The 18,559-nt window shown below is 61.0% G+C and carries 19 protein-coding genes and 1 tRNA gene; 13 read left to right on the plus strand and 7 right to left on the minus strand.

The window, feature by feature from the left end:
* Positions 1-50: 50 nt before the first annotated feature.
* The 3 genes from NKH43_RS04075 to NKH43_RS04085 form a co-directional block, all read right to left on the minus strand.
* Positions 51-1,217 carry a porin gene (locus NKH43_RS04075; RefSeq protein ID WP_352856720.1) on the minus strand — a complete coding sequence of 389 codons (1,167 nt, stop codon included), beginning with the start codon at positions 1,215-1,217 and terminating at the stop codon, positions 51-53.
* A gap of 98 nt (positions 1,218-1,315) precedes the next feature.
* Positions 1,316-1,567 carry a GIY-YIG nuclease family protein gene (locus tag NKH43_RS04080; RefSeq protein WP_352856722.1) on the minus strand — a complete coding sequence of 84 codons (252 nt, stop codon included), beginning with the start codon at positions 1,565-1,567 and terminating at the stop codon, positions 1,316-1,318.
* Positions 1,568-1,661: 94 nt separating this feature from the next.
* Positions 1,662-1,752: transfer RNA gene (locus NKH43_RS04085), tRNA-Ser, on the minus strand.
* 449 nt (positions 1,753-2,201) lie between these two features.
* Between NKH43_RS04085 and NKH43_RS04090 the strand changes: the two genes are divergently transcribed.
* Complete coding sequence (locus tag NKH43_RS04090) at positions 2,202-3,353, plus strand: porin (RefSeq protein ID WP_352856724.1); 1,152 nt, start codon at positions 2,202-2,204, stop codon at positions 3,351-3,353.
* Between the two features lie 230 nt (positions 3,354-3,583).
* Here NKH43_RS04090 and NKH43_RS04095 read toward each other — a convergent pair whose 3' ends face one another.
* Positions 3,584-5,236 (minus strand): tetratricopeptide repeat-containing sulfotransferase family protein, encoded by a 1,653-nt coding sequence (locus NKH43_RS04095; protein WP_352856725.1) that lies wholly within the window; start codon positions 5,234-5,236, stop codon positions 3,584-3,586.
* Positions 5,237-5,356: 120 nt separating this feature from the next.
* Here NKH43_RS04095 and NKH43_RS04100 point away from each other — a divergent pair, with 120 nt between their 5' ends.
* A complete protein-coding gene (locus NKH43_RS04100; protein WP_352856727.1) occupies positions 5,357-6,463 on the plus strand; it encodes a pyridoxal phosphate-dependent aminotransferase in 1,107 nt (368 codons plus the stop codon).
* A 45-nt stretch (positions 6,464-6,508) separates the two neighbouring features.
* On the opposite strand, the gene NKH43_RS04105 is transcribed toward NKH43_RS04100, so the two are convergent.
* Positions 6,509-7,015 carry a MarR family winged helix-turn-helix transcriptional regulator gene (locus tag NKH43_RS04105; RefSeq protein WP_352856729.1) on the minus strand — a complete coding sequence of 169 codons (507 nt, stop codon included), beginning with the start codon at positions 7,013-7,015 and terminating at the stop codon, positions 6,509-6,511.
* Positions 7,016-7,213: 198 nt separating this feature from the next.
* Between NKH43_RS04105 and NKH43_RS04110 the strand changes: the two genes are divergently transcribed.
* From NKH43_RS04110 to NKH43_RS04160, 11 genes are all read left to right on the plus strand, one after another.
* Positions 7,214-7,492 (plus strand): acylphosphatase, encoded by a 279-nt coding sequence (locus NKH43_RS04110; RefSeq protein WP_352856731.1) that lies wholly within the window; start codon positions 7,214-7,216, stop codon positions 7,490-7,492.
* 155 nt (positions 7,493-7,647) lie between these two features.
* Complete coding sequence (locus NKH43_RS04115; RefSeq protein WP_352856733.1) at positions 7,648-8,310, plus strand: TetR/AcrR family transcriptional regulator; 663 nt, start codon at positions 7,648-7,650, stop codon at positions 8,308-8,310.
* Positions 8,311-8,357: 47 nt separating this feature from the next.
* Positions 8,358-9,521, plus strand: coding sequence for an isovaleryl-CoA dehydrogenase (locus NKH43_RS04120; protein ID WP_352856735.1), 1,164 nt, complete (start codon positions 8,358-8,360; stop codon positions 9,519-9,521).
* Positions 9,522-9,603: 82 nt separating this feature from the next.
* Positions 9,604-9,996 (plus strand): AbrB/MazE/SpoVT family DNA-binding domain-containing protein, encoded by a 393-nt coding sequence (locus tag NKH43_RS04125; RefSeq protein WP_352856737.1) that lies wholly within the window; start codon positions 9,604-9,606, stop codon positions 9,994-9,996.
* Positions 9,993-10,376, plus strand: coding sequence for a type II toxin-antitoxin system VapC family toxin (locus NKH43_RS04130; RefSeq protein ID WP_023677795.1), 384 nt, complete (start codon positions 9,993-9,995; stop codon positions 10,374-10,376). The genes NKH43_RS04125 and NKH43_RS04130 overlap by 4 nt, the downstream gene beginning before the upstream one ends.
* Before the next feature lie 4 nt (positions 10,377-10,380).
* Entirely contained in the window at positions 10,381-11,988 is a 1,608-nt protein-coding gene (locus tag NKH43_RS04135) for a carboxyl transferase domain-containing protein (RefSeq protein ID WP_352856739.1), read from the plus strand.
* A 1-nt stretch (position 11,989) separates the two neighbouring features.
* A complete protein-coding gene (locus tag NKH43_RS04140; protein WP_352856740.1) occupies positions 11,990-12,520 on the plus strand; it encodes an O-acetyl-ADP-ribose deacetylase in 531 nt (176 codons plus the stop codon).
* 116 nt (positions 12,521-12,636) lie between these two features.
* Entirely contained in the window at positions 12,637-13,011 is a 375-nt protein-coding gene (locus NKH43_RS04145) for a hypothetical protein (RefSeq protein ID WP_352856742.1), read from the plus strand.
* 45 nt (positions 13,012-13,056) lie between these two features.
* Complete coding sequence (locus tag NKH43_RS04150) at positions 13,057-13,425, plus strand: hypothetical protein (RefSeq protein ID WP_352856744.1); 369 nt, start codon at positions 13,057-13,059, stop codon at positions 13,423-13,425.
* Between the two features lie 36 nt (positions 13,426-13,461).
* Positions 13,462-13,836 carry a hypothetical protein gene (locus tag NKH43_RS04155; RefSeq protein WP_352856854.1) on the plus strand — a complete coding sequence of 125 codons (375 nt, stop codon included), beginning with the start codon at positions 13,462-13,464 and terminating at the stop codon, positions 13,834-13,836.
* A gap of 526 nt (positions 13,837-14,362) precedes the next feature.
* Positions 14,363-16,351, plus strand: coding sequence for an acetyl/propionyl/methylcrotonyl-CoA carboxylase subunit alpha (locus NKH43_RS04160; RefSeq protein ID WP_352856745.1), 1,989 nt, complete (start codon positions 14,363-14,365; stop codon positions 16,349-16,351).
* Between the two features lie 98 nt (positions 16,352-16,449).
* Here NKH43_RS04160 and NKH43_RS04165 read toward each other — a convergent pair whose 3' ends face one another.
* Positions 16,450-17,571, minus strand: coding sequence for a branched-chain amino acid ABC transporter substrate-binding protein (locus tag NKH43_RS04165; RefSeq protein ID WP_352856746.1), 1,122 nt, complete (start codon positions 17,569-17,571; stop codon positions 16,450-16,452).
* A 380-nt stretch (positions 17,572-17,951) separates the two neighbouring features.
* Complete coding sequence (locus NKH43_RS04170; protein ID WP_006199745.1) at positions 17,952-18,218, minus strand: SEL1-like repeat protein; 267 nt, start codon at positions 18,216-18,218, stop codon at positions 17,952-17,954.
* Positions 18,219-18,559 lie beyond the last annotated feature (341 nt).

Raw genomic sequence — 18,559 nt, forward strand, 5'->3', positions numbered from 1 at the left:
CCCGGGCGTTGAAGCGCCCGGGCTGGATTCACTTGCCTTAAGTCCAGCCCTTAGAACGAGCGCTGGAAGCGGAGGACGCCGCCGATGTTGCTGTCGTCGTCGGCACCGGTCCAGTTGTCGAAGTCGGCCTCGCCAAACTTGCCGGCGTTCAAGTAGTCGACTTCGGCCGTGATCGTGAAGCCTGGCACGATGTCGTAGGCGATATTCGCCGCGATGCCGAGATTCTCCCCTTCGTCATACCCAACCTGAAGGTTGAACGAGGTCTTCTCGTTGATGGTGTAGGTGCCACCACCCCAGACTGCCCAGTTGCCGCTCCACTGCTTGTAGAAGTTGCGGTCGATGTTGTCGTCCGAACCGTAGCCGGCCATCAGGAACAGCGTCAGGTTCTGCATCGGCGTCACGTCGAGGCGAACCTTGCCGGCCCACTCTTCCCAGGTGCTGTCATAGGCGGCGACGCCTGAAATCGAGCCCCAGCCCTGCGTGTATTTGAGACCGCCAACGATATACGGAACATAGCTGTCGATGGAGTCGTGGCCGCCGTGGATGCCGACATCCGGATTATCAAAGCCTTCACCGGTTTCCAACGATGCCACGGCCGAGAAGCCGTTGCCGCCGTCGAAATAGTACTGGATGACATTGGTGTCGAAGCCACCATAGGGAACCAGCGTATCGTTGATGACGTTGCCAGCGTAGCCGGTAAACGTGTTGAAGGCCGTTTCGTCCTTACCGACACGGAGACCACCAAGCTGGATCCAGGCGAAGTTCAGCGAAACGCCCTGGCTGCCAAAGCTGGAGAAGCCGGCGTCGGGTTCTGCGCTATAACCACTTCCCCAGTTGAAGCGGGTCTCGGTGTAGGTCTTCAAAGTGCCCATCTCGGTTTCCTGGCCGGTATAGGTCCTCAGCGTGAAGCGAGCGCGCTTGAAATAGCCGTCGTTTTCGTTGTCCTCGCCCTTATCGAAAAAGTCCAAAGAGTCCCGGTAACGAGCACCGGTGAACGCACCAGCATCACCAGCGGAGATGTCATAGCGGACATAGCCGCCGATGCGCATGCAGATTTCGGTGCCGGGGATGTAGAAGTAGCCAGCGCCGTAGACGTCGCAAATCTTGACGTATTCAGCGGGTTCCGGCTCGGCGACGACGACGGCGTCGGCGGCGCGCGCACCGGAAACTGCGATCAGCGCCGCAGCGGAGCCGAGAAGCAGGCTCTTGATGTTCATTTTCTGACCTCCAGTCAGAATCGAGGGCGGAGGTCGGCAAAAAGCAGCTCGTTCGGCTGTTTTTATTTATATTTTCAAATAGATAAGTCCTAAGGCCGTCAGTGAGGCCCTGTCCGCCAAAAACGCTTACTGGCGAAGGCCTTGCCTGAACCGGTCTTGAAATATCGCTCGAGTTGCCGTGCGTTGGCCTCGGTTTCAACCCCGATGTAGGACTTCAAAGTTACAGGCAGATAGGCCTTGGTCGAAGTCACATAGCCTGATCGATGCGATTCGAAGCGGCGCCGAAGGTCGTTGGTCGACCCGACATAGAAATCGCCGTTACGAAGTTGCAGGAAATAGACGTACCACATAGTCCCCCTACGCTACTTCGTAGCTTCGGGCGACACCCTACGCCCAAAATGCGGTTCCGGGTGGCCTGCCACCCGAAGCCCGCAGGGCGTAGGGTGGCGGAGAGGATGGGATTCGAACCCACGAGAAGCTTTTGACCTCTACTCCCTTAGCAGGGGAGCGCCTTCGACCACTCGGCCACCTCTCCGTTGCGCCGGTGGATAAAGAAAAGCGCCGGCACAATCAACAAGCTGGCGCTATTATCCTTGAAAAATCGACCCTTCGCCAAAGCGCCGCCCGGCGATGTGGCGATTCTGCGGCAATTCCCTGGTTCGCGACTCGGGCCATGGTCATATTTCGGGCCGACCATCGCCGGAATCCGCCGTTTGCAACGGCTTACGGAGGGCCGATGGTTAATGGGAGCTTTCGGAGTGAGGCCAAATCGTGTCATTTGTGCAACAACGCCAGGCGATAGCGCCACCACAAACCTTTTGCCGGTACGTTCGTGGTTGAACGCCGCCGCCTCATGGGTAATGTCGGGTTTGAAGGAGCGGCGCGGTGCGCATCTTTTTCGGTAGTGGGGATGGGGCAGGGAACGCTGTCCTTCAGCAAAGAATACCCAGACCCGTTTTTTAACTTTTGACTGGAGGTCAGAAAATGAACATCAAGAGCCTGCTTCTCGGCTCCGCTGCGGCGCTGATCGCAGTTTCCGGTGCGCGCGCCGCCGACGCCGTCGTCGTCGCCGAGCCGGAACCCGCTGAATACGTCAAGATCTGCGACGTCTACGGCGCTGGCTATTTCTACATCCCCGGCACCGAAACCTGCCTGCGCATCGGCGGCTATGTCCGCTATGACATCGGCATCGGTGACGTTGGCTCGTTCGACGGTGCGTCGACCCATGATCAAATGGATGGCGACGAACAGGATACCTACTACAAGCACGCCCGCTTCACGCTGAAGACCTGGACCGGTCAAGAGACTGAGATGGGCACGTTGAAGACCTACACCGAGACTCGTTTCAACTGGGGTAACCACAACGATTACCTTGATGACAACTTTAATGGCGGTACGAGTGTTTCGCTGAACTTCGCTTGGATCCAGCTCGGTGGCCTTCGCGTCGGCAAGGACGAATCGGCCTTCAATACGTTCAGCGGCTACGCTGGCAACGTCATTCAGGATACACTTGTTCCCTACGGCGGCTTCGACACCAATGTCGTCCAGTACTATTTCGACGCAGGCAACGGCTTCTCGGCCGTAGCTTCGTTGGAAACCGGTTCGGGCAGTGCCGATGCGGCTCCTGGCGTTTTCCAAGACAGCAACAGCGGCAATGATTCCATCGACAGCTACGTCCCGTATGTCGTCGGCGGTCTCAAATACACGCAGGGCTGGGGCTCGATCACCGGCGTCGCCGCCTATGACAGCACGTGGGAAGAGTGGGCCGGCAAGGTTCGCGTTGACGTTACACCGATACAGAACCTGACATTGTTCCTCATGGCCGGTTACGGTTCGGACGACAACATCGACCGCAACTTCTACAAGCAGTGGGGCGGCAACTGGGCAGTCTGGGGTGGTGGCACCTACACCATCAACGAGAAGACCTCGTTCAACCTCCAGGCATCGGTTGACGACGACAAGAACTACGGTGTCGCCGCGAACGTCGCCTATGATATCGTTCCCGGCTTCACGATCACCGCCGAAGTCGATTGGGCCCACGACGGTCAGTTTGACAAAGCCTACGATCGCAACTGGACCAACGCCGACGACAAGGACAGCATTGGCGGCATGCTCCGCTTCCAGCGCTCATTCTAACAGTCCGAGCTAGATTGAGATTGAACCCGGCGGGCAACCGCCGGGTTTTTCGTATCGAGGCGACTCCACTACCAGCCGCGTGAGCATGGCGTCGGTTACAGGTCGCGATCGTTCTCTGCCAGTCGCTGAGAAATTCTACCGACTGATATCTGGGCGCACGCTGGAAAGCAGCCATAAGCCTGCGCGGTTCAGATATCACGATTCACGCAATGCGGACCGCCAGCTCCAAATCAAATCTCGGCGAGATCGCCAAGCGACCGGATCAGCGGCTGGATTGTGCTCTCATACTTTTTCCAGCGCTTGACCGATGATGTATAAATCGGCTGCCGGACCTGCCAGCGGCTGGGTGTATTGACCGATCTGTCCTTCTCGAAAAAGCGCAGGCAGGAACCGTCCCAGGGCAATCCAAGATGATCGATGAGACGGCGCGATTGGGCCTCCTGATCGGCAACCAGCATCTCGTAGCGACTTTCGAAGATGCGTCCGGGAAAGACCTTATTCCAATGCCGCATCAAGCGATCATATTCGCGGTAGTACAATCCGAGTGTCTCAAGGTCGGCGTTGTAACCATGCTCCTTGGTGAACTTCAACACGAAGCACGAGACGCAATTGTCGATGGCATCGCGGCGGCAATGAATGATGCGCGCGTTGGGAAAGAGAATTCCGATCAAGCCGATAACTTCAAAATTATGAGGCATCTTGTCGATGATGCGGAGCGCGCCTGGCGCGTGTTGACGCAGATAGGACAAATATTCTTCGGCTAGCGCTCTCGACTGATTCCTGGTCATCGACATGATCGAACTGTGCAAGGCCTCGTCCGATTGCATTCTGAAACCCATCAAGCCTGCCATTCGACGCAGCTTCGTGAGTTCCCCGGCGCCGTGGACATCCGGATGGCTCGCGCAGATTTGCTCGGTCAGCGTCGTCCCCGACCGGGGCATGCCCAGCACAAACACAGGCACTTCAGACGGACTTCCGTGTCCAGCCTTGGCTTCCAGCAATGATGGGTTGAATATCTCGATCATGGAATCGACATAGCGGCGGAAGGACGCCAGATCGAAACCACGGCCAGCGGCCTTTTTTGCCTTCTGGAAGTGATCCATTGCCTCTTCATAACGCTGAAGATCGTTCAGCACTTTGCCGGCGGCGTGATGGAGTTGCGACGCAACATCCGGGTCGAGCTTGGGATTGGAGAGTTCGTCCAGGATAGAGTCGAGCTCGGCAGGTTTTTCGCTAAACTTGCGCGTGTCAACCAGGCCATTGTACGCCTCTCCAACATCGACGCGACGTTGGATTGCCTGCTTCAGACAGGTTCTGGCTTCGTCCATGCGACCGACGCTGGTGAGCGCACCAGCCAGACCTATCCGGACCATGGGATGATCGCTATTGATCTTCAGCGCCTTCTCGTAAAGAGGCAAAGCCATTTCGGCCTTATCGAAGTTGACGTAGGCACGCGCCAGCCCGCAAAGCGCTTCCACCAGATCGGGGTTCAATTCGCAGGCGCGCTGCAGGCGCCTGATCGCAAGCAAGCTCTCGCCAACCTTCAGGCAGACCTCTCCCAGGCTGAGGTGGAAATATGGATTTTCAGGCGCCTGGCTTGCCGCCCGCGCGAAATACTCCAAGGCCAGCTCATCGTCGACACCGAGCCCCAGCGTGCCGAGGATGTAGAGCGAAAGCGGGTGATGGGGCGTGCGGGCGAGAACGCGATGGCATAGTTCCTCGGCCTCCGGGAGCCGCTTGGCTTGCTGGAGTTCAAGCGCCTGTCGCAACAGCATGTCGTCGGCCTGCGCGCGCGACTGCGGTTTCACTTTCGGCGGTTCCACTTTCGGCGCCGGGCGGGACTTTATGTGCTTGGACCAAGCGGGCGGCAGTCGGTTGCTCATCATGTCTCGCTAGCAAAATGATCCGGGAGAATCCAGCATGACGTGCCCGCCCGCCTCGGAACTTGCGCAGGCCCAGCCGGCAGGCTAGCAAGAAGGCTCCTTTTCGAACGAGCCTTTGCTATGCGCCCTCCCCTTACGCCGCTTATCGACGCGCTTCCCTCTACGGTGCCGTTTGTCGGCCCGGAGGCGCAGGAGCGCGACCGCGGCCGCGCCTTTCGCGCCCGTATCGGCGCCAATGAGAGCAGCTTTGGCCCCTCGCCGCGGGTCGTTGCCCGCATGGCCGAGATTGCCGGCGACATGTGGATGTATTGCGACCCCGACAATCACGATTTGAAGGTAACCGTGGCCCGACATCTCGGTGTCGGCGCCGAAAACGTCGTCGTCGGCGAAGGCATAGACGGGCTGCTCAGTCTGGTGGCGCGCATGTATGTGGCGCCCGGCGACGCGGTGGTGACCTCGCTCGGCGCCTACCCGACCTTCAACTTTCACGTCGCCGGCGTCGGCGGCCGGCTGGTCGCAGTGCCCTACGAGAACGACCGGGAAAACCTGGACGGCCTGCTGGCGGCAGTGGCCAGGGACAAGGCGCCGCTGGTCTATCTGTCCAACCCGGACAATCCGATGGGCAGTTGGTGGGAAGCGGCCGAGCTCAGCCGCTTCATCGAGGCCTTGCCGGAGACCACAATGCTGGTGCTCGACGAGGCGTATGGCGAATTAGGGCCAGCCTCAGCGATGCCGCCGATCGATGTGGCGCGGCCGAACGTCATCCGCATGCGCACCTTCTCCAAGGCCTATGGGCTAGCCGGCATACGCTGCGGCTACGCGGTGGCCGAAGCCCAGGTGATTCGCGATTTTGAGAAGATCCGCAACCATTACGGCGTCAGCCGCATGGCTCAGATCGCCGGCGTCGAGGCGCTTGCCGATCAGGCCTGGCTGGAGAGCGTGGTGGCGCGGGTCGCCGCCGGCCGCCGGCGCATCGCCGGAATAGCCGAGGCGAACGGGCTGAAGCCGCTGGCTTCGGCGACCAATTTCGTCACCATCGACTGCGGCCGCGACGGCGCTTTCGCGCTGAAGGTGCTGCGGGCGCTGTTGTCGCGCGACGTGTTCATCCGCAAGCCGATGGTGCCAGTGCTCGACCGCTGCATCCGGGTCAGCGTCGGCCTCGATCACGAGCTCGACGTTTTTGCCGAGGAACTGCCCGGCGCACTGGCGGCAGCGCGGGGGAATTGAGGCGCAAAAAGGGGCGACGGAACACCACGACCTCCAGTACTGCCGCTATTTCTCCCCACCACCAAGCAGGCGCATGACCCGTTTCAAGGCGTCCGATAATTCGGCAGCCGCGTCATCGGCGAGGCTGGCCGTCAGCCGGGCGAGATCGCGATCCGTCGCAGCCTGAAGCCTGGCGAGTTCCGCACTTCCGCGAGCGGTTGGCGAGAGGATGCGTCTGCGCCGATCGGCTGGGTCAGTGCGTATCTCGGTCAGGCCAGCGGCAGCGAATCTCCTCAGGACGCGCGTGACGTAGGCCGGATCGAGCCGGAGTTCGGCGGCGATTTCGGAGGCTGCCGGTCCGAGATCGAGGTGGAACGCCCGTGCCAGAAACCCAGCCTCACCGCCGCTATTGGCGGCAGCGCGGGATCGGCTGCCCAATTCGAACAGCAGCCGCGCCTCGCCCAGCGTATAGGCGCTGTGCGTCAAGGTCAGGTCGAGCAGCCCGATCAGGCGCGTGTAGAAGCGATTGAAGCCACGTATCTCCGCGACAAGGGCATTCCGATCGGCCGGCATGTGGACCTCCTTCGGGCTGATCGCTCCTAAGGACCATGATGATCTATTATTTGACTTAGTCAATCATTCGATGGAGACGCCGCCTATCTCGCACGTGAAGCTGGCGGATAGCGATCGGCAGAGAGACCTTCGATGCACGTTGCCTGGTTGAATTTGTACAGCGATGCGCCAGACTCGACTCAGAAGATGGAGAGCGCGATGGCCGACCGGACGGTGCAGGTACGCATATACGGCAAGGTGCAAGGCGTCAGCTACCGGGTCTGGGCGCGGCGCGAGGCGTCTGGACTTGGCCTTGCCGGTTGGGTGCGGAACGAAGTTGACGGCTCGGTGACAGCCTTGATTGCAGGTGCCGATGCGGCGGTCTCGACAGTGATCGAACGTCTCTGGCAAGGGCCGCCAGGGGCAGCAGTTTCGAAGGTCGATGTCGAGGAGATCGAGGCACGCAACATGTCCGCGGGTTTCACGATCGTTGCCTAGCAAGGCATGATCCTGCTCATTCGCTTCCATCGCACAAAATCTCCAGGGTGCAGATGCAAGGGCAGCGCTACTTGAAGCCATTGCCTGCCGCGACATGCCTCGGCTCTTGAATTAATTGAACGTTTGTTTTATTGTTGCATGGGAGGTTGCTTACGATGGCGCGCACGACCGGTTCCGACGGAGAGAAGACCGAAGCTGCGGTCCGCGAGGCGGCGGTCAGCCTGATTGCGCGTCTCGGCTACGAGGCGATGTCGATGCGCCAGCTGGCGGCCGAGGTCGGCGTCCAGGCAGCGGCGCTTTACCGCTACTTCCCGACCAAGCAGGACCTTCTGTTCACGCTGATGCGCGAGCATATGGAAGGCTTGATCGAGGCGTGGCGCGCAACACGCCCTGTCGGCGCCGATCCGGCAGCGCGGCTCGCCGCCTATGTCGAAAACCACATCGCTTTCCACGTCGAACGCCGCCATTCCACCCATGTCTCGAATATGGAGCTGCGCAGCCTGTCGCACGAAAGACTCACGCAGATCCTGCGCATGCGCACCGCTTACGAGAAGGAGCTGCGCGCCATTCTGCGCGACGGCGTCGAAGCGGGCTTGCTCAGTGTCGAGGACACCGGGCTCACCGCCATGGCGCTGATCCAGATGATGACCGGCGTCATCGTGTGGTTCCGGCCGGGCGAACGGCTGTCGATCGCCGAAGTCACCGCTACATATCTAGCAATGACAATGCGCCTTGTTGGAGCAAAGAGCGATGGCGCGAGGACGAGCCACGGCACCGTGCGTCCATTCGAGCGCGCAAAGGACGCTGTAGCACTTTGATTTCGCGCATGATCCCGATTTCGGGGTCGTGCGCCGGGAGGAACGGCATGTACACGCAGACGCTCAACTTCGGGCTTGATGAAGACATCGAGGCGCTGCGCGATCTGGTGCGGCGCTTCGCCCAGGAGAAAATCGCGCCGATAGCCGCCGAGATCGACCGCTCGAACGAATTCCCGGCACATCTGTGGGTGGAGCTCGGCGGGCTCGGCCTGCTCGGCATCACCGCCGATCCCGATTTCGGCGGCAGCGGCATGGGCTACCTCGCCCATGTCGTGGTGATGGAGGAGATTTCGCGCGCCTCGGCCTCGGTCGGCCTCTCCTACGGCGCCCATTCCAACCTGTGCGTCAATCAGATCAACCGCTGGGCGACGCAGGCACAGAAAGAAAAATATCTGCCTTCGCTCTGCAGCGGCGAAAAGGTCGGGGCACTGGCGATGTCGGAATCGGGTGCCGGCTCAGATGTCGTGTCGCTGCGCCTGCGCGCCGAAAAGCGCAATGATCGCTACGTGCTCAACGGCACCAAAATGTGGATCACCAACGGGCCGGATGCCGAGACGCTGGTCGTCTACGCCAAGACCGATCCGGAACTCAATTCGCGCGGCATCACCGCTTTCATCGTCGAAAAGGCCTTTGCCGGTTTTTCGGTGGCGCAAAAGCTCGACAAGCTCGGCATGCGCGGCTCGAACACCGGCGAGCTGGTGCTCGACAATGTCGAAGTGCCGTTCGACAATGTGCTGCACGAGGAAGGGCGCGGCGTCGAGGTGCTGATGTCAGGCCTCGACTACGAACGCGCCGTGCTTGCCGGCGGCCCGATCGGCCTGATGGCTGCGTGCCTCGACGTGGCGATCCCTTACGTGCACGAACGCAAGCAGTTCGGCCAGCCGATCGGCGAGTTCCAGCTGGTGCAAGGCAAGCTCGCCGACATGTATGCGACGATGAATGCGGCGCGTGCTTACGTCTATGCCGTAGCCGCCGCCTGCGATCGCGGTGAGACGACGCGCAAGGACGCCGCCGGGTGCGTGCTGTTCGCCGCCGAAAAGGCGACGCTGATGGCGCTCGACGCCATCCAGCTTTTGGGCGGCAACGGCTACATCAACGATTACCCTACCGGCCGGCTGCTGCGCGACGCCAAGCTCTACGAGATCGGCGCCGGCACCAGCGAAATCCGTCGCTGGCTGATCGGGCGGGAAATCATGGCGGAGGGCGCCTAATGGCATTCTTTTGAGATTTGCCAGAAGCCGCACGATATGGCATACTTCTGGACATATGCCATAAATACAAGCGAGACGGACCATGGCGGGCAGAACGGGAAAGTCCGGATTTGATGAAGATCCGCAAGCACAGTTCGATGCTGGCGCTCGCAAAACGCGGCTTCGGGTTCCGGCGAAACGCGAGCGCGTCAAGCTTGGCGAGGGCGGGCGCTTCGTCATCCCTGCTGCGATGCGCGAGGAGATGGGCGTGAAGCCTGGCGAGGACATGATCCTTCATGTCGAAAACGGCGAGTTGCGGGTAAGATCGTGGCTGCAGAATCTGCGACGCGTTCAGGCCGAATTGTCGGCGCTGAAACAGCCCGGTGAAAGCGTCGTCGACGAATTTCTGAAGGAGCGGCGGGAAGAGCAGCGTCGAAGCGACAAGCGTCTCGACCGGCTTCACGCCGAAGGGACAACGGGGAAGCGGACGAAATGAAGCCTTACGTCATGGACAGTTCGGCGGCGCTCGCAATCCTGCTCAACGAGCAAGGCACCGACAATGCTTTGGGGTTTGCGCCGGACGCACAATGCAGTTCAGTCAATGCGGCCGAAATCATCGCCAAGCTGATCGACAAGGGTCGCAGCATGGAACAGGCCGCGGACGACCTCGCCAGTCTCGGCATGCCGATCGCCGTTTTCGACGACGCGATGGGCATCGCGGCCGGGCAGCTTCGCCAATTGACGCGGCATCGCGGCTTGTCGCTGGGCGATCGAGCTTGCCTGGCGTTGGCAATTCGCGAGAACGCCATTGCCGTCACCGCCGATCGCGACTGGGGCGACCTGGATGTCGGCTGCAAGATCGAGCTGATCCGGTAGCGCCATGGCCCCCCTCACCTCGCAGATCTCGCGCGTCTCCGATATCTTCCGCGCCAATGCCGAGCGCATGCGGGCGCTGGTCGCCGATATTGCGGAAAAGGCTGCTACGGTCGAACGCGGCGGCTCGGAGGAAGCGCGTGAGCGGCATGTTTCGCGCGGCAAGCTCCTGCCGCGGCAACGTCTTGCCCAATTGCTCGATACCGGCTCGCCCTTCCTCGAGATCGGCCAGTTCGCGGCGTGGTCGATGTATGGCGAGGACATCTCCTCGGCCGGCCTCATCGCCGGCGTCGGCCGCGTCGAAGGCACCGAAGTCATGGTCGTCGTCAATGACGCCACGGTGAAGGGCGGCACCTATTATCCACTGACGGTGAAGAAGCATCTGCGTGCACAGGAGATCGCGCTACAGAACAATCTGCCTTGCGTCTACCTCGTCGACAGCGGCGGCGCCAATCTGCCCAATCAGGACGAGGTGTTTCCCGACCGCGATCATTTCGGCCGCATCTTCTACAACCAGGCCAACATGTCGGCCGCCGGCATTCCGCAGATCGCCTGCGTCATGGGTTCATGCACGGCCGGCGGCGCCTATGTGCCCGCGATGTCGGACGAGACAATCATGGTGCGCAACCAGGCGACCATCTTTCTCGGCGGGCCGCCGCTGGTGAAGGCGGCCACCGGCGAGGACGTCACCGCCGAGGACCTCGGTGGTGCCGACGTGCACACAAGGCTTTCCGGCGTTGCCGATCACTATGCGCTCGACGACGAACATGCGCTGGCAATATGCCGGCGTATCGTCAAAAACCTGAATCGGAACAAGACTGTAAGCCTGGCCCTGAAGAAATCGATTCCGCCGCTTCACGATCCACATGAACTCTACGGCATCGTACCGACGGATTTGCGCCAGCCTTACAACGTGCGCGAGGTGATCGCCCGCATCGTCGACGGCTCCGAGTTCGATGAGTTCAAGCAGAATTACGGCACCACGCTGATCACCGGCTTCGCCCACCTCAGCGGCATGCCGGTCGGCATCGTCGCCAACAATGGCGTGCTGTTTTCGGAAAGCGCGCTGAAGGGCGCGCACTTCATCGAGCTGTGCTGCCAGCGCAAGATCCCGCTGGTCTTCCTGCAAAACATCACCGGTTTCATGGTCGGGCGAAAATACGAGGCCGGCGGCATCGCCAAGGATGGCGCCAAGCTGGTCATGGCGGTCGCAACGGCCAAGGTGCCGAAGGTGACCGTGATCATCGGCGGCTCGTTCGGCGCCGGCAATTACGGTATGTGCGGACGCGCCTATTCGCCACGCTTCCTGTGGATGTGGCCGAATGCCCGCATCTCGGTGATGGGCGGCGAACAGGCAGCAACGGTGCTGGCCGTCGTCAAGCGCGAAGGCATCGAGCGCAAGGGTGGCGAGTGGAGCGCCGAAGAGGAAGCAAAATTCAAGAAGCCGATCCTGATGAAGTACGAGCATGAAGGCCACCCGCTCTATTCGTCGGCAAGGCTCTGGGACGACGGCATCATCGATCCGGCGAAGACCCGCGAGGTGCTGGCGCTAAGCCTGTCGGCCGCGCTGAACGCCGGGATCGAGGAGACCCGGTTCGGCGTGTTCAGGATGTGAGATGAGCGCAGTCGGCCAGAGGATTCGCGTTCACACCGGCGACATCACGAAGCTGGCGGTCGATGCCATCGTCAATGCCGCCAACACCTCGCTTCTCGGCGGCGGTGGCGTGGACGGCGCCATTCACCGCGCGGCCGGCCCCGAGCTTGAGTTCGAATGCCGGATGCTGAATGGCTGCAAGGTTGGCGAGGCAAAACTCACCAAGGGCTACAGGCTGCCGGCACGCTACATCATCCACACGGTCGGACCGGTCTGGCAAGGCGGCAGCAAAGGAGAAGCCGAGCTGCTCGCCTCCTGCTATCGCCGGTCACTCGAAATCGCCGCCGCAAAGGACTGCCGGACGGTGGCGTTTCCAGCGATCTCGACCGGTGTCTACCGCTATCCTAAGGATCAGGCGACGCAAATTGCTGTCGGTACCGTGAGTGCCTTCATCGGCCAGAATATCGTTCCGGAAACCGTCATTTTCTGCTGCTTCGACGAGCCGACGGCCGAACTGTATCAGCGGATCGTTGCTGCACTCGGCAGGGTGTGACCCTGCGCGGGCGACGAACCCGTCCACACCTCCAGACCTTTTTTGCTTCTTCATCTGGCCAGCCGAAAGAATCACGGCTATTGGTCATCGCAAATACCAATGGGGATTGGGCGAAGATGAAACGGCGGCTTTTCAAGGAAAGAACTGCGTCTATACTTGCGGGGTTGCTTATATTAGCGACGCCTGGCATCAGTGCAGCGGCGTCGCTGGCTGGGAAAGTCGGCGACAAGCGTTCCTTCGTGTATCTCCCTCAGCAAGGCTCGGAAGGCAATTGCAGGCAGGCCTACAACGCCTATGTGGCTGCGGCCGGTCATTCCGCCTACGCATCGACCATCACCGGAGCAAGGGTCCTGTATTTCGTCTGCGGCGTGCACGTTAACGCACCGTCCCAGAAGGCTGCCGAAGCGCTCGCGCTTAAGTCATGCGAATCCGGTCGCAAGAAGTTCAAAGTGGACATGGTCGGCGGCTGCGGCGTAGTCGCTTCCAAGTAGCTTTCGGCATCAAAGGGCCAGATAGCAATGGGGGATAGGGCGAAGATGAGACTTCAGCTTTTTCAGAAAACAACTGTATCCATATTTGCAGGGTTGCTCGTGTTGGGGGCGCCCGGCATCGGAGCAGCGGAGTCGCTGGCGGGAAGCAATGGCGACAGCCGCTATCCCGTCTATTTCGCACCTGGCTCGACGGGAGGCTGTCAGAAGGCATACAGGGCCTATGTGGCGACCGGCAGCCATTCCGCTTATGCGTCGACTCCATTCAATTGGGCGACCGAGTTCATGATTTGCGCGCGTGCAAATGCAACGTCGCAAAAGGCTGCAGAGGCGCAGGCGCTGAAATCCTGCCAGTCAGCCAAGAAGAGCTACAAGGTCACAACCGCGGGAGCTTGCAGCATCGCTGCCTCCAAGTAGGAGATGCTGTTGGCGTTCGCTCTTCCAGGGGGAAAAATGACACCGAGACACGCCAAAAGTACAATCGCTTCGATACTTGCCGGCTTTCTTGTATTCACGGCACCTGGCATAGGAACGGCGGAATCGCTGGCGGGAAGCAAGGGCGAGACCCGTTTTTACCCCTATTTGCCGAAGAATCCGAAGGATCCATGCACCATGGCTTACAAGGCCTATGTAGCGGCCGGCGGCCATTCGGCCTATGCAAGCACTCCGTATTCCCGGGTGCGTTCGCTGTACATCATCTGCGGCTCACGCTTGAATGCACCATCACAGCAAGCTGCCGAAGAGTTGGCGTTAAAATCCTGTCAGGCCACCCGCAACAGTTACAAGGTTACGACAGGCGGAGGCTGCGAAATAGCCGCCTCCAAATAGCTGAATATCTGCCAGTCTTGGTTTTTTCAAATGGGTTGGGCAATGAAATCTTTATCCATCAGGCGAGCAACCATATTGGTACTTGCACTGCTCGTGGCCTCTGCACCGAATGTTGGCGCCGCCGAATCGCTAGTTGGAAGCAAGGGCGACGTCCGTTTCTACCCGTATTTGCGGGCAACCGCGGATCGGCCGTGTACCAAGGCATATAAGGCGTATATGGCGGCCAGCGGCCATTCAGCCTATGCGACCACTCCCTATTCCAGAGTGCGTTCGTTGTACATCATGTGCGGCTCGCGCTTGAATGCGCCCTCGCAAAAGGCTGCCGAGGATATGGCTATGAAATCCTGCCAGGCCACCCGCAGCCATTACAAGGTCACGACCGGTGGAGCTTGCGAAATCGCGGCCTCCAAGTAGGCAGGCCTCGCTTGCCTATCCTTTGACGGCCAGATTACAAAGCGGGGTATTGCCGCAGCTCGCGTGAAGAGAATTCGCGCCGTTGGCGGCGAGCTCTGCCTGTGGAGGCCCGATGTTCGCCAAGATCCTGATCGCCAACCGTGGCGAGATCGCCTGCCGGGTGATCCGCACGGCACGCAGGATGGGTGTGCGCAGCGTCGCCGTCTATTCTGACGCCGACGCTCGCGCCTTGCATGTCGAGACGGCGGACGAGGCGGTGCATATCGGTCCCTCGCCTGCCGGCGAAAGCTATCTGCGGGGTAACAAGATCATCGCGGCGGCCTTGGCCACGGGTGCCGAGGCCATTCATCCGGGCTACGGCTTTCTCTCGGAAAATCCCGACTTCGTCGACCAGGTGGTCGCGGCGGGGCTGATCTTCATCGGGCCGTCGGCGGCCTCGATCCGCGCCATGGGATTGAAGGACGCGGCTAAGCGGCTGATGGAAAAGGCCGGCGTGCCGGTGGTGCCGGGCTATCATGGCGAGGCGCAGGAGATCGTGTTGCTCGCGTCCAAGGCGCGCGAGATCGGCTACCCCGTATTGATCAAGGCGCGCGCCGGTGGCGGCGGCAAGGGCATGCGGCGCGTCGAGCATCCCGATGATTTTTCGGAAGCACTGTCTGGCGCACGGCGCGAGGCGAAGGCCGCCTTCGGTGACGACCGCGTTTTGGTGGAAAAATATGTCGACAAGCCGCGCCACATCGAAGTGCAGATATTCGGCGACAGTTTCGGCAATGTCGTGCACCTCTACGAGCGCGACTGCTCGGCGCAACGCCGCCACCAGAAGGTGATCGAGGAGGCGCCTGCCCCCGGCATGACGCCGGCGTTGCGCAAGGCGATGACCGAGGCGGCGGTGAAGGCCGCCAAGGCAATCCACTATTCCGGCGCCGGCACCATCGAGTTCATTGTCGATGCCTCTCAAGGTCTGAAGGCCGACCGTTTCTGGTTCATGGAAATGAACACCCGCCTGCAGGTCGAGCACCCGGTCACCGAAATGGTCACCGGCATCGACCTGGTCGAGTGGCAGTTGCGGGTGGCCTCCGGCGAAAAACTGCCGAAGACGCAGAGCGAGGTCGCGCTCTCCGGCCACGCCTTCGAGGCGCGCATCTATGCCGAGGACGCAGCAAGAGGGTTTTTGCCGGCGACCGGCACCTTGCACCATTTAAAATTTCCGCAACCGGCGCCCGAAGGTGCGAGCATGCGCATCGAAACCGGTGTGCGCGCCGGCGATGCGATCTCGCCGTTTTACGATCCGATGATCGCCAAGCTGGTCATCCATGGCAAGGACAGGCGGACGGCGCTCACGGCACTCGGCGCGGCGCTGTCGCAGACCGAAATCGCCGGCTCGACGGTCAACACCGCCTTTCTTGCCGCGCTGGCCGCTGATGCGGATTTTGCGGCGGGCGATGTCGATACCGACCTGATCGCCAGGCATCAGCAGGCGCTGACGGCGGTTCCGCCGCCGAGCGGTGAGACGATTGCCGCTGCGGCACTTGCCGCGTCTGGTGCGGGCGACTTGCCGTCCTCCGACGATCCCTGGTCGTCACTGGCCGGCTATGCGCATTTCCACGCGGTGGCGCGGCGCACGCTGCTGAGATTTGGCGAGCAGGGGATCGTCGCGCGCGTATCGGTGCGGCCGGACGGGCGGTTCGAGGTGGCGCTGGATGCCCCCTATGACAGCGCCAATTCGCATGATCTCCGCGCCGGGCCTCGCCTCGCCCGCTGGCCGGGCCACGTCACGGTCTTCGAAGGCGCCATCGGCTACGGTTTTGCCGTGCCGGATCCGCTGGCGCGGGCCGACGAAGCCGCAGCCGCTTCCGGCAGCCTGCGCGCGCCAATGCCGGGACTGGTCAAATTGGTTCGTGCTGGCAAAGGCGAGGCCGTGATCAAGGGGCAGCCGCTGCTGATCCTGGAGGCGATGAAGATGGAGCACACCATTGCCGCCCCCCATGACGGGGTAATCGCCGAAATCGCTGCCGAAGGCGCGCAGGTCACCGACGGAACCGTGCTGGTTCGCTTTGCCGAGGAACCACAGCTGACTGCTGTTTCCCTATCCACGAAGTGATCTCGAACGCGTCACAAAGGCATCGCCAAGAACAACATGGCCGGGTTTGACCCCGGCCATGTTCGATTACACCAGCGCAGCTTGCGGCGCCGCGGCCATTACGGCTGGATCGGGGCGTATTTGCCGTCGTGCCACTGGTTGATGTCGTAGCTGGCGTTCTTGAGGTCGCCTTTCTCGTCGAAGGTGACCGGACCGACAACCGTGCTGATCGGCTGGCCGTTCTTCAACGCTTCAGCGACCTTGACCGGGTCGTCGCTGCCGGCGCGCTTGATGCCTTCGGCGAAGGCCTGGATCACCGCATAGGAAAACAGCGTGAAGCCCTCCGGCACGAAGCCGCCGGCCTTGATTTTGGCGATGGCTTCCTTGGCTTCGGGCTTCGCCTGCGGATCCGATGGGAAGACGAACATGGTGCCTTCACCGGCCGGACCGGCAACCTGCCAGAATTCCGGCGAAGCGATCGAGTCCGGCATGATCAGCTGGAACTTGAGGTTCTGCTCCGCCGACTGGCGCAGGATGAGGCCCGCTTCGGGATGATAGCCGCCGAAATAGACGACATCAGCTTTCAGCTCCTTGAGCTTGGTAACAAGCGCGGAGTAGTCCTTCTCGCCGGCGTTGATGCCCTCGTAGAGGATCTCCTTGAGACCGTTCTGGTTCATCGTTGCCTTGACGGCATCGGCCACACCCTGCCCATAGGCGCTCTTGTCGTGCATGATGACGACGTTCTTGCCGGCATATTTCTTGGCGATCCATGGACCGATGAAAGCGCCCTGCGCATCGTCGCGCGTATAGAGGCGCATGATCGTCGGCCAGCCGGCCTTCGCCGCTGCGTCGGTCAGCACCGGGTTCGAGGAAGCCGGACTCATCATCAGCGCACCGGCTTCGGCGTAGACAGCGGAGGCCGGGATGCTGGAGCCCGAGCAGGCATGGCCATCGATGAACTTGACACCATTGGCGATGATGCGGTTCGCGACCGAAACTGCCTGCTTCGGATCGCACTGGTCGTCCTCGATGTCGAGCTTGATCTGGCGGCCGTCGACGCCGCCCGCCGCGTTGATCGCGTCGGTGGCGGCTTGCGCGCCCTGCTTGAACTGGTCGCCGATGGTGGCAAGCTGACCGGTCATCGGTCCGACCACCGAAAAGGTGATGTCGTCGGCGAAGGCGACCGGCGCGGTCATCATCAGGCCAAATATGGCGGCGCTCAAAATACTGAATTTCTTCATGGTGACACAACTCCTCCACTCTCGCGCGACCGTTCCGGCCGCGCCTCTTCCAGAGTGGCGGGAGAATTTCATCCTTCACCGGAGCTGTCTAGGCGCATCGTCGGCACTCGATTGGGCCTGCAACACGCGGTCCCAAAGACAAAGCCGCGCCAGCCTTGTTCCGGCCGGTCGCGGCTTTTGCCATCGAGCTTCCCAACGCATCGGCGCCAGGAACCGCTCGCCTTCCCTGTCTATTGCACAGCTCGCTGCCGTGTTCTTGATCTTGTTAGCCCAGCCGTCTTGCGCGGCCTTGATTTTTCGGGCCCCGCCATCTGCGCGGCTTTGACCCGAAGCGTCCCTGTCGTGAACTCAGTACCCCCGTGAAGTCGACATTGACGAATTCAGTGCATCGTCATCCATTCGCGGGCTTCGCGGAGCGCCTTGGCGATCTCGACCTTCGACATGGCGGCCGACAGTTCAGAGCGCAGTTCCGCGGCGCGGACCGACCCCTTGATCGCGGCGATGTTGAACCATTTGTGGGCGGCGACGACATCGGTCTCGCAATCGCGGCCGGTCGCATACATCATGCCCAACTCGAAAAGAATATCGGCCTGGGCAGTTGCCCCCATGGCGCCGAAGCCGGCTTCAAGCATTTCAAAACGTGCCATTTCAATCCCCTGTTCTGGCTCCCGAGAGCTGTCTCCGTCTGTCCCTCGGTGTCCTTGACTACCTTCGGGGGCGGCCGCTCTTTCGATGCTTTCGAGAATGCCGCGGAGGCTTGAATCCGTCGTTAAATGGCGTGCTTAATTTGAGGAAAACAAAGCTAAAACAAGAGGTAAACGCGAAAATTCGTTAAGGATACAAACCCAGCAATCGCGCCGGTTCGCACAAAATTTGAAGAAAACTTGCGAGGCACGGATCAAGACTCCGCTAACCACGGAAGATAAAGACGTGTGCGGCCCGTTTCATTTTTCACCGGCGCGGCCGTTCGGGAGCGGGCAAAAACCCG

The organism is Mesorhizobium sp. M1163 (assembly GCF_040318415.1).
Lineage (GTDB): Bacteria > Pseudomonadota > Alphaproteobacteria > Rhizobiales > Rhizobiaceae > Mesorhizobium.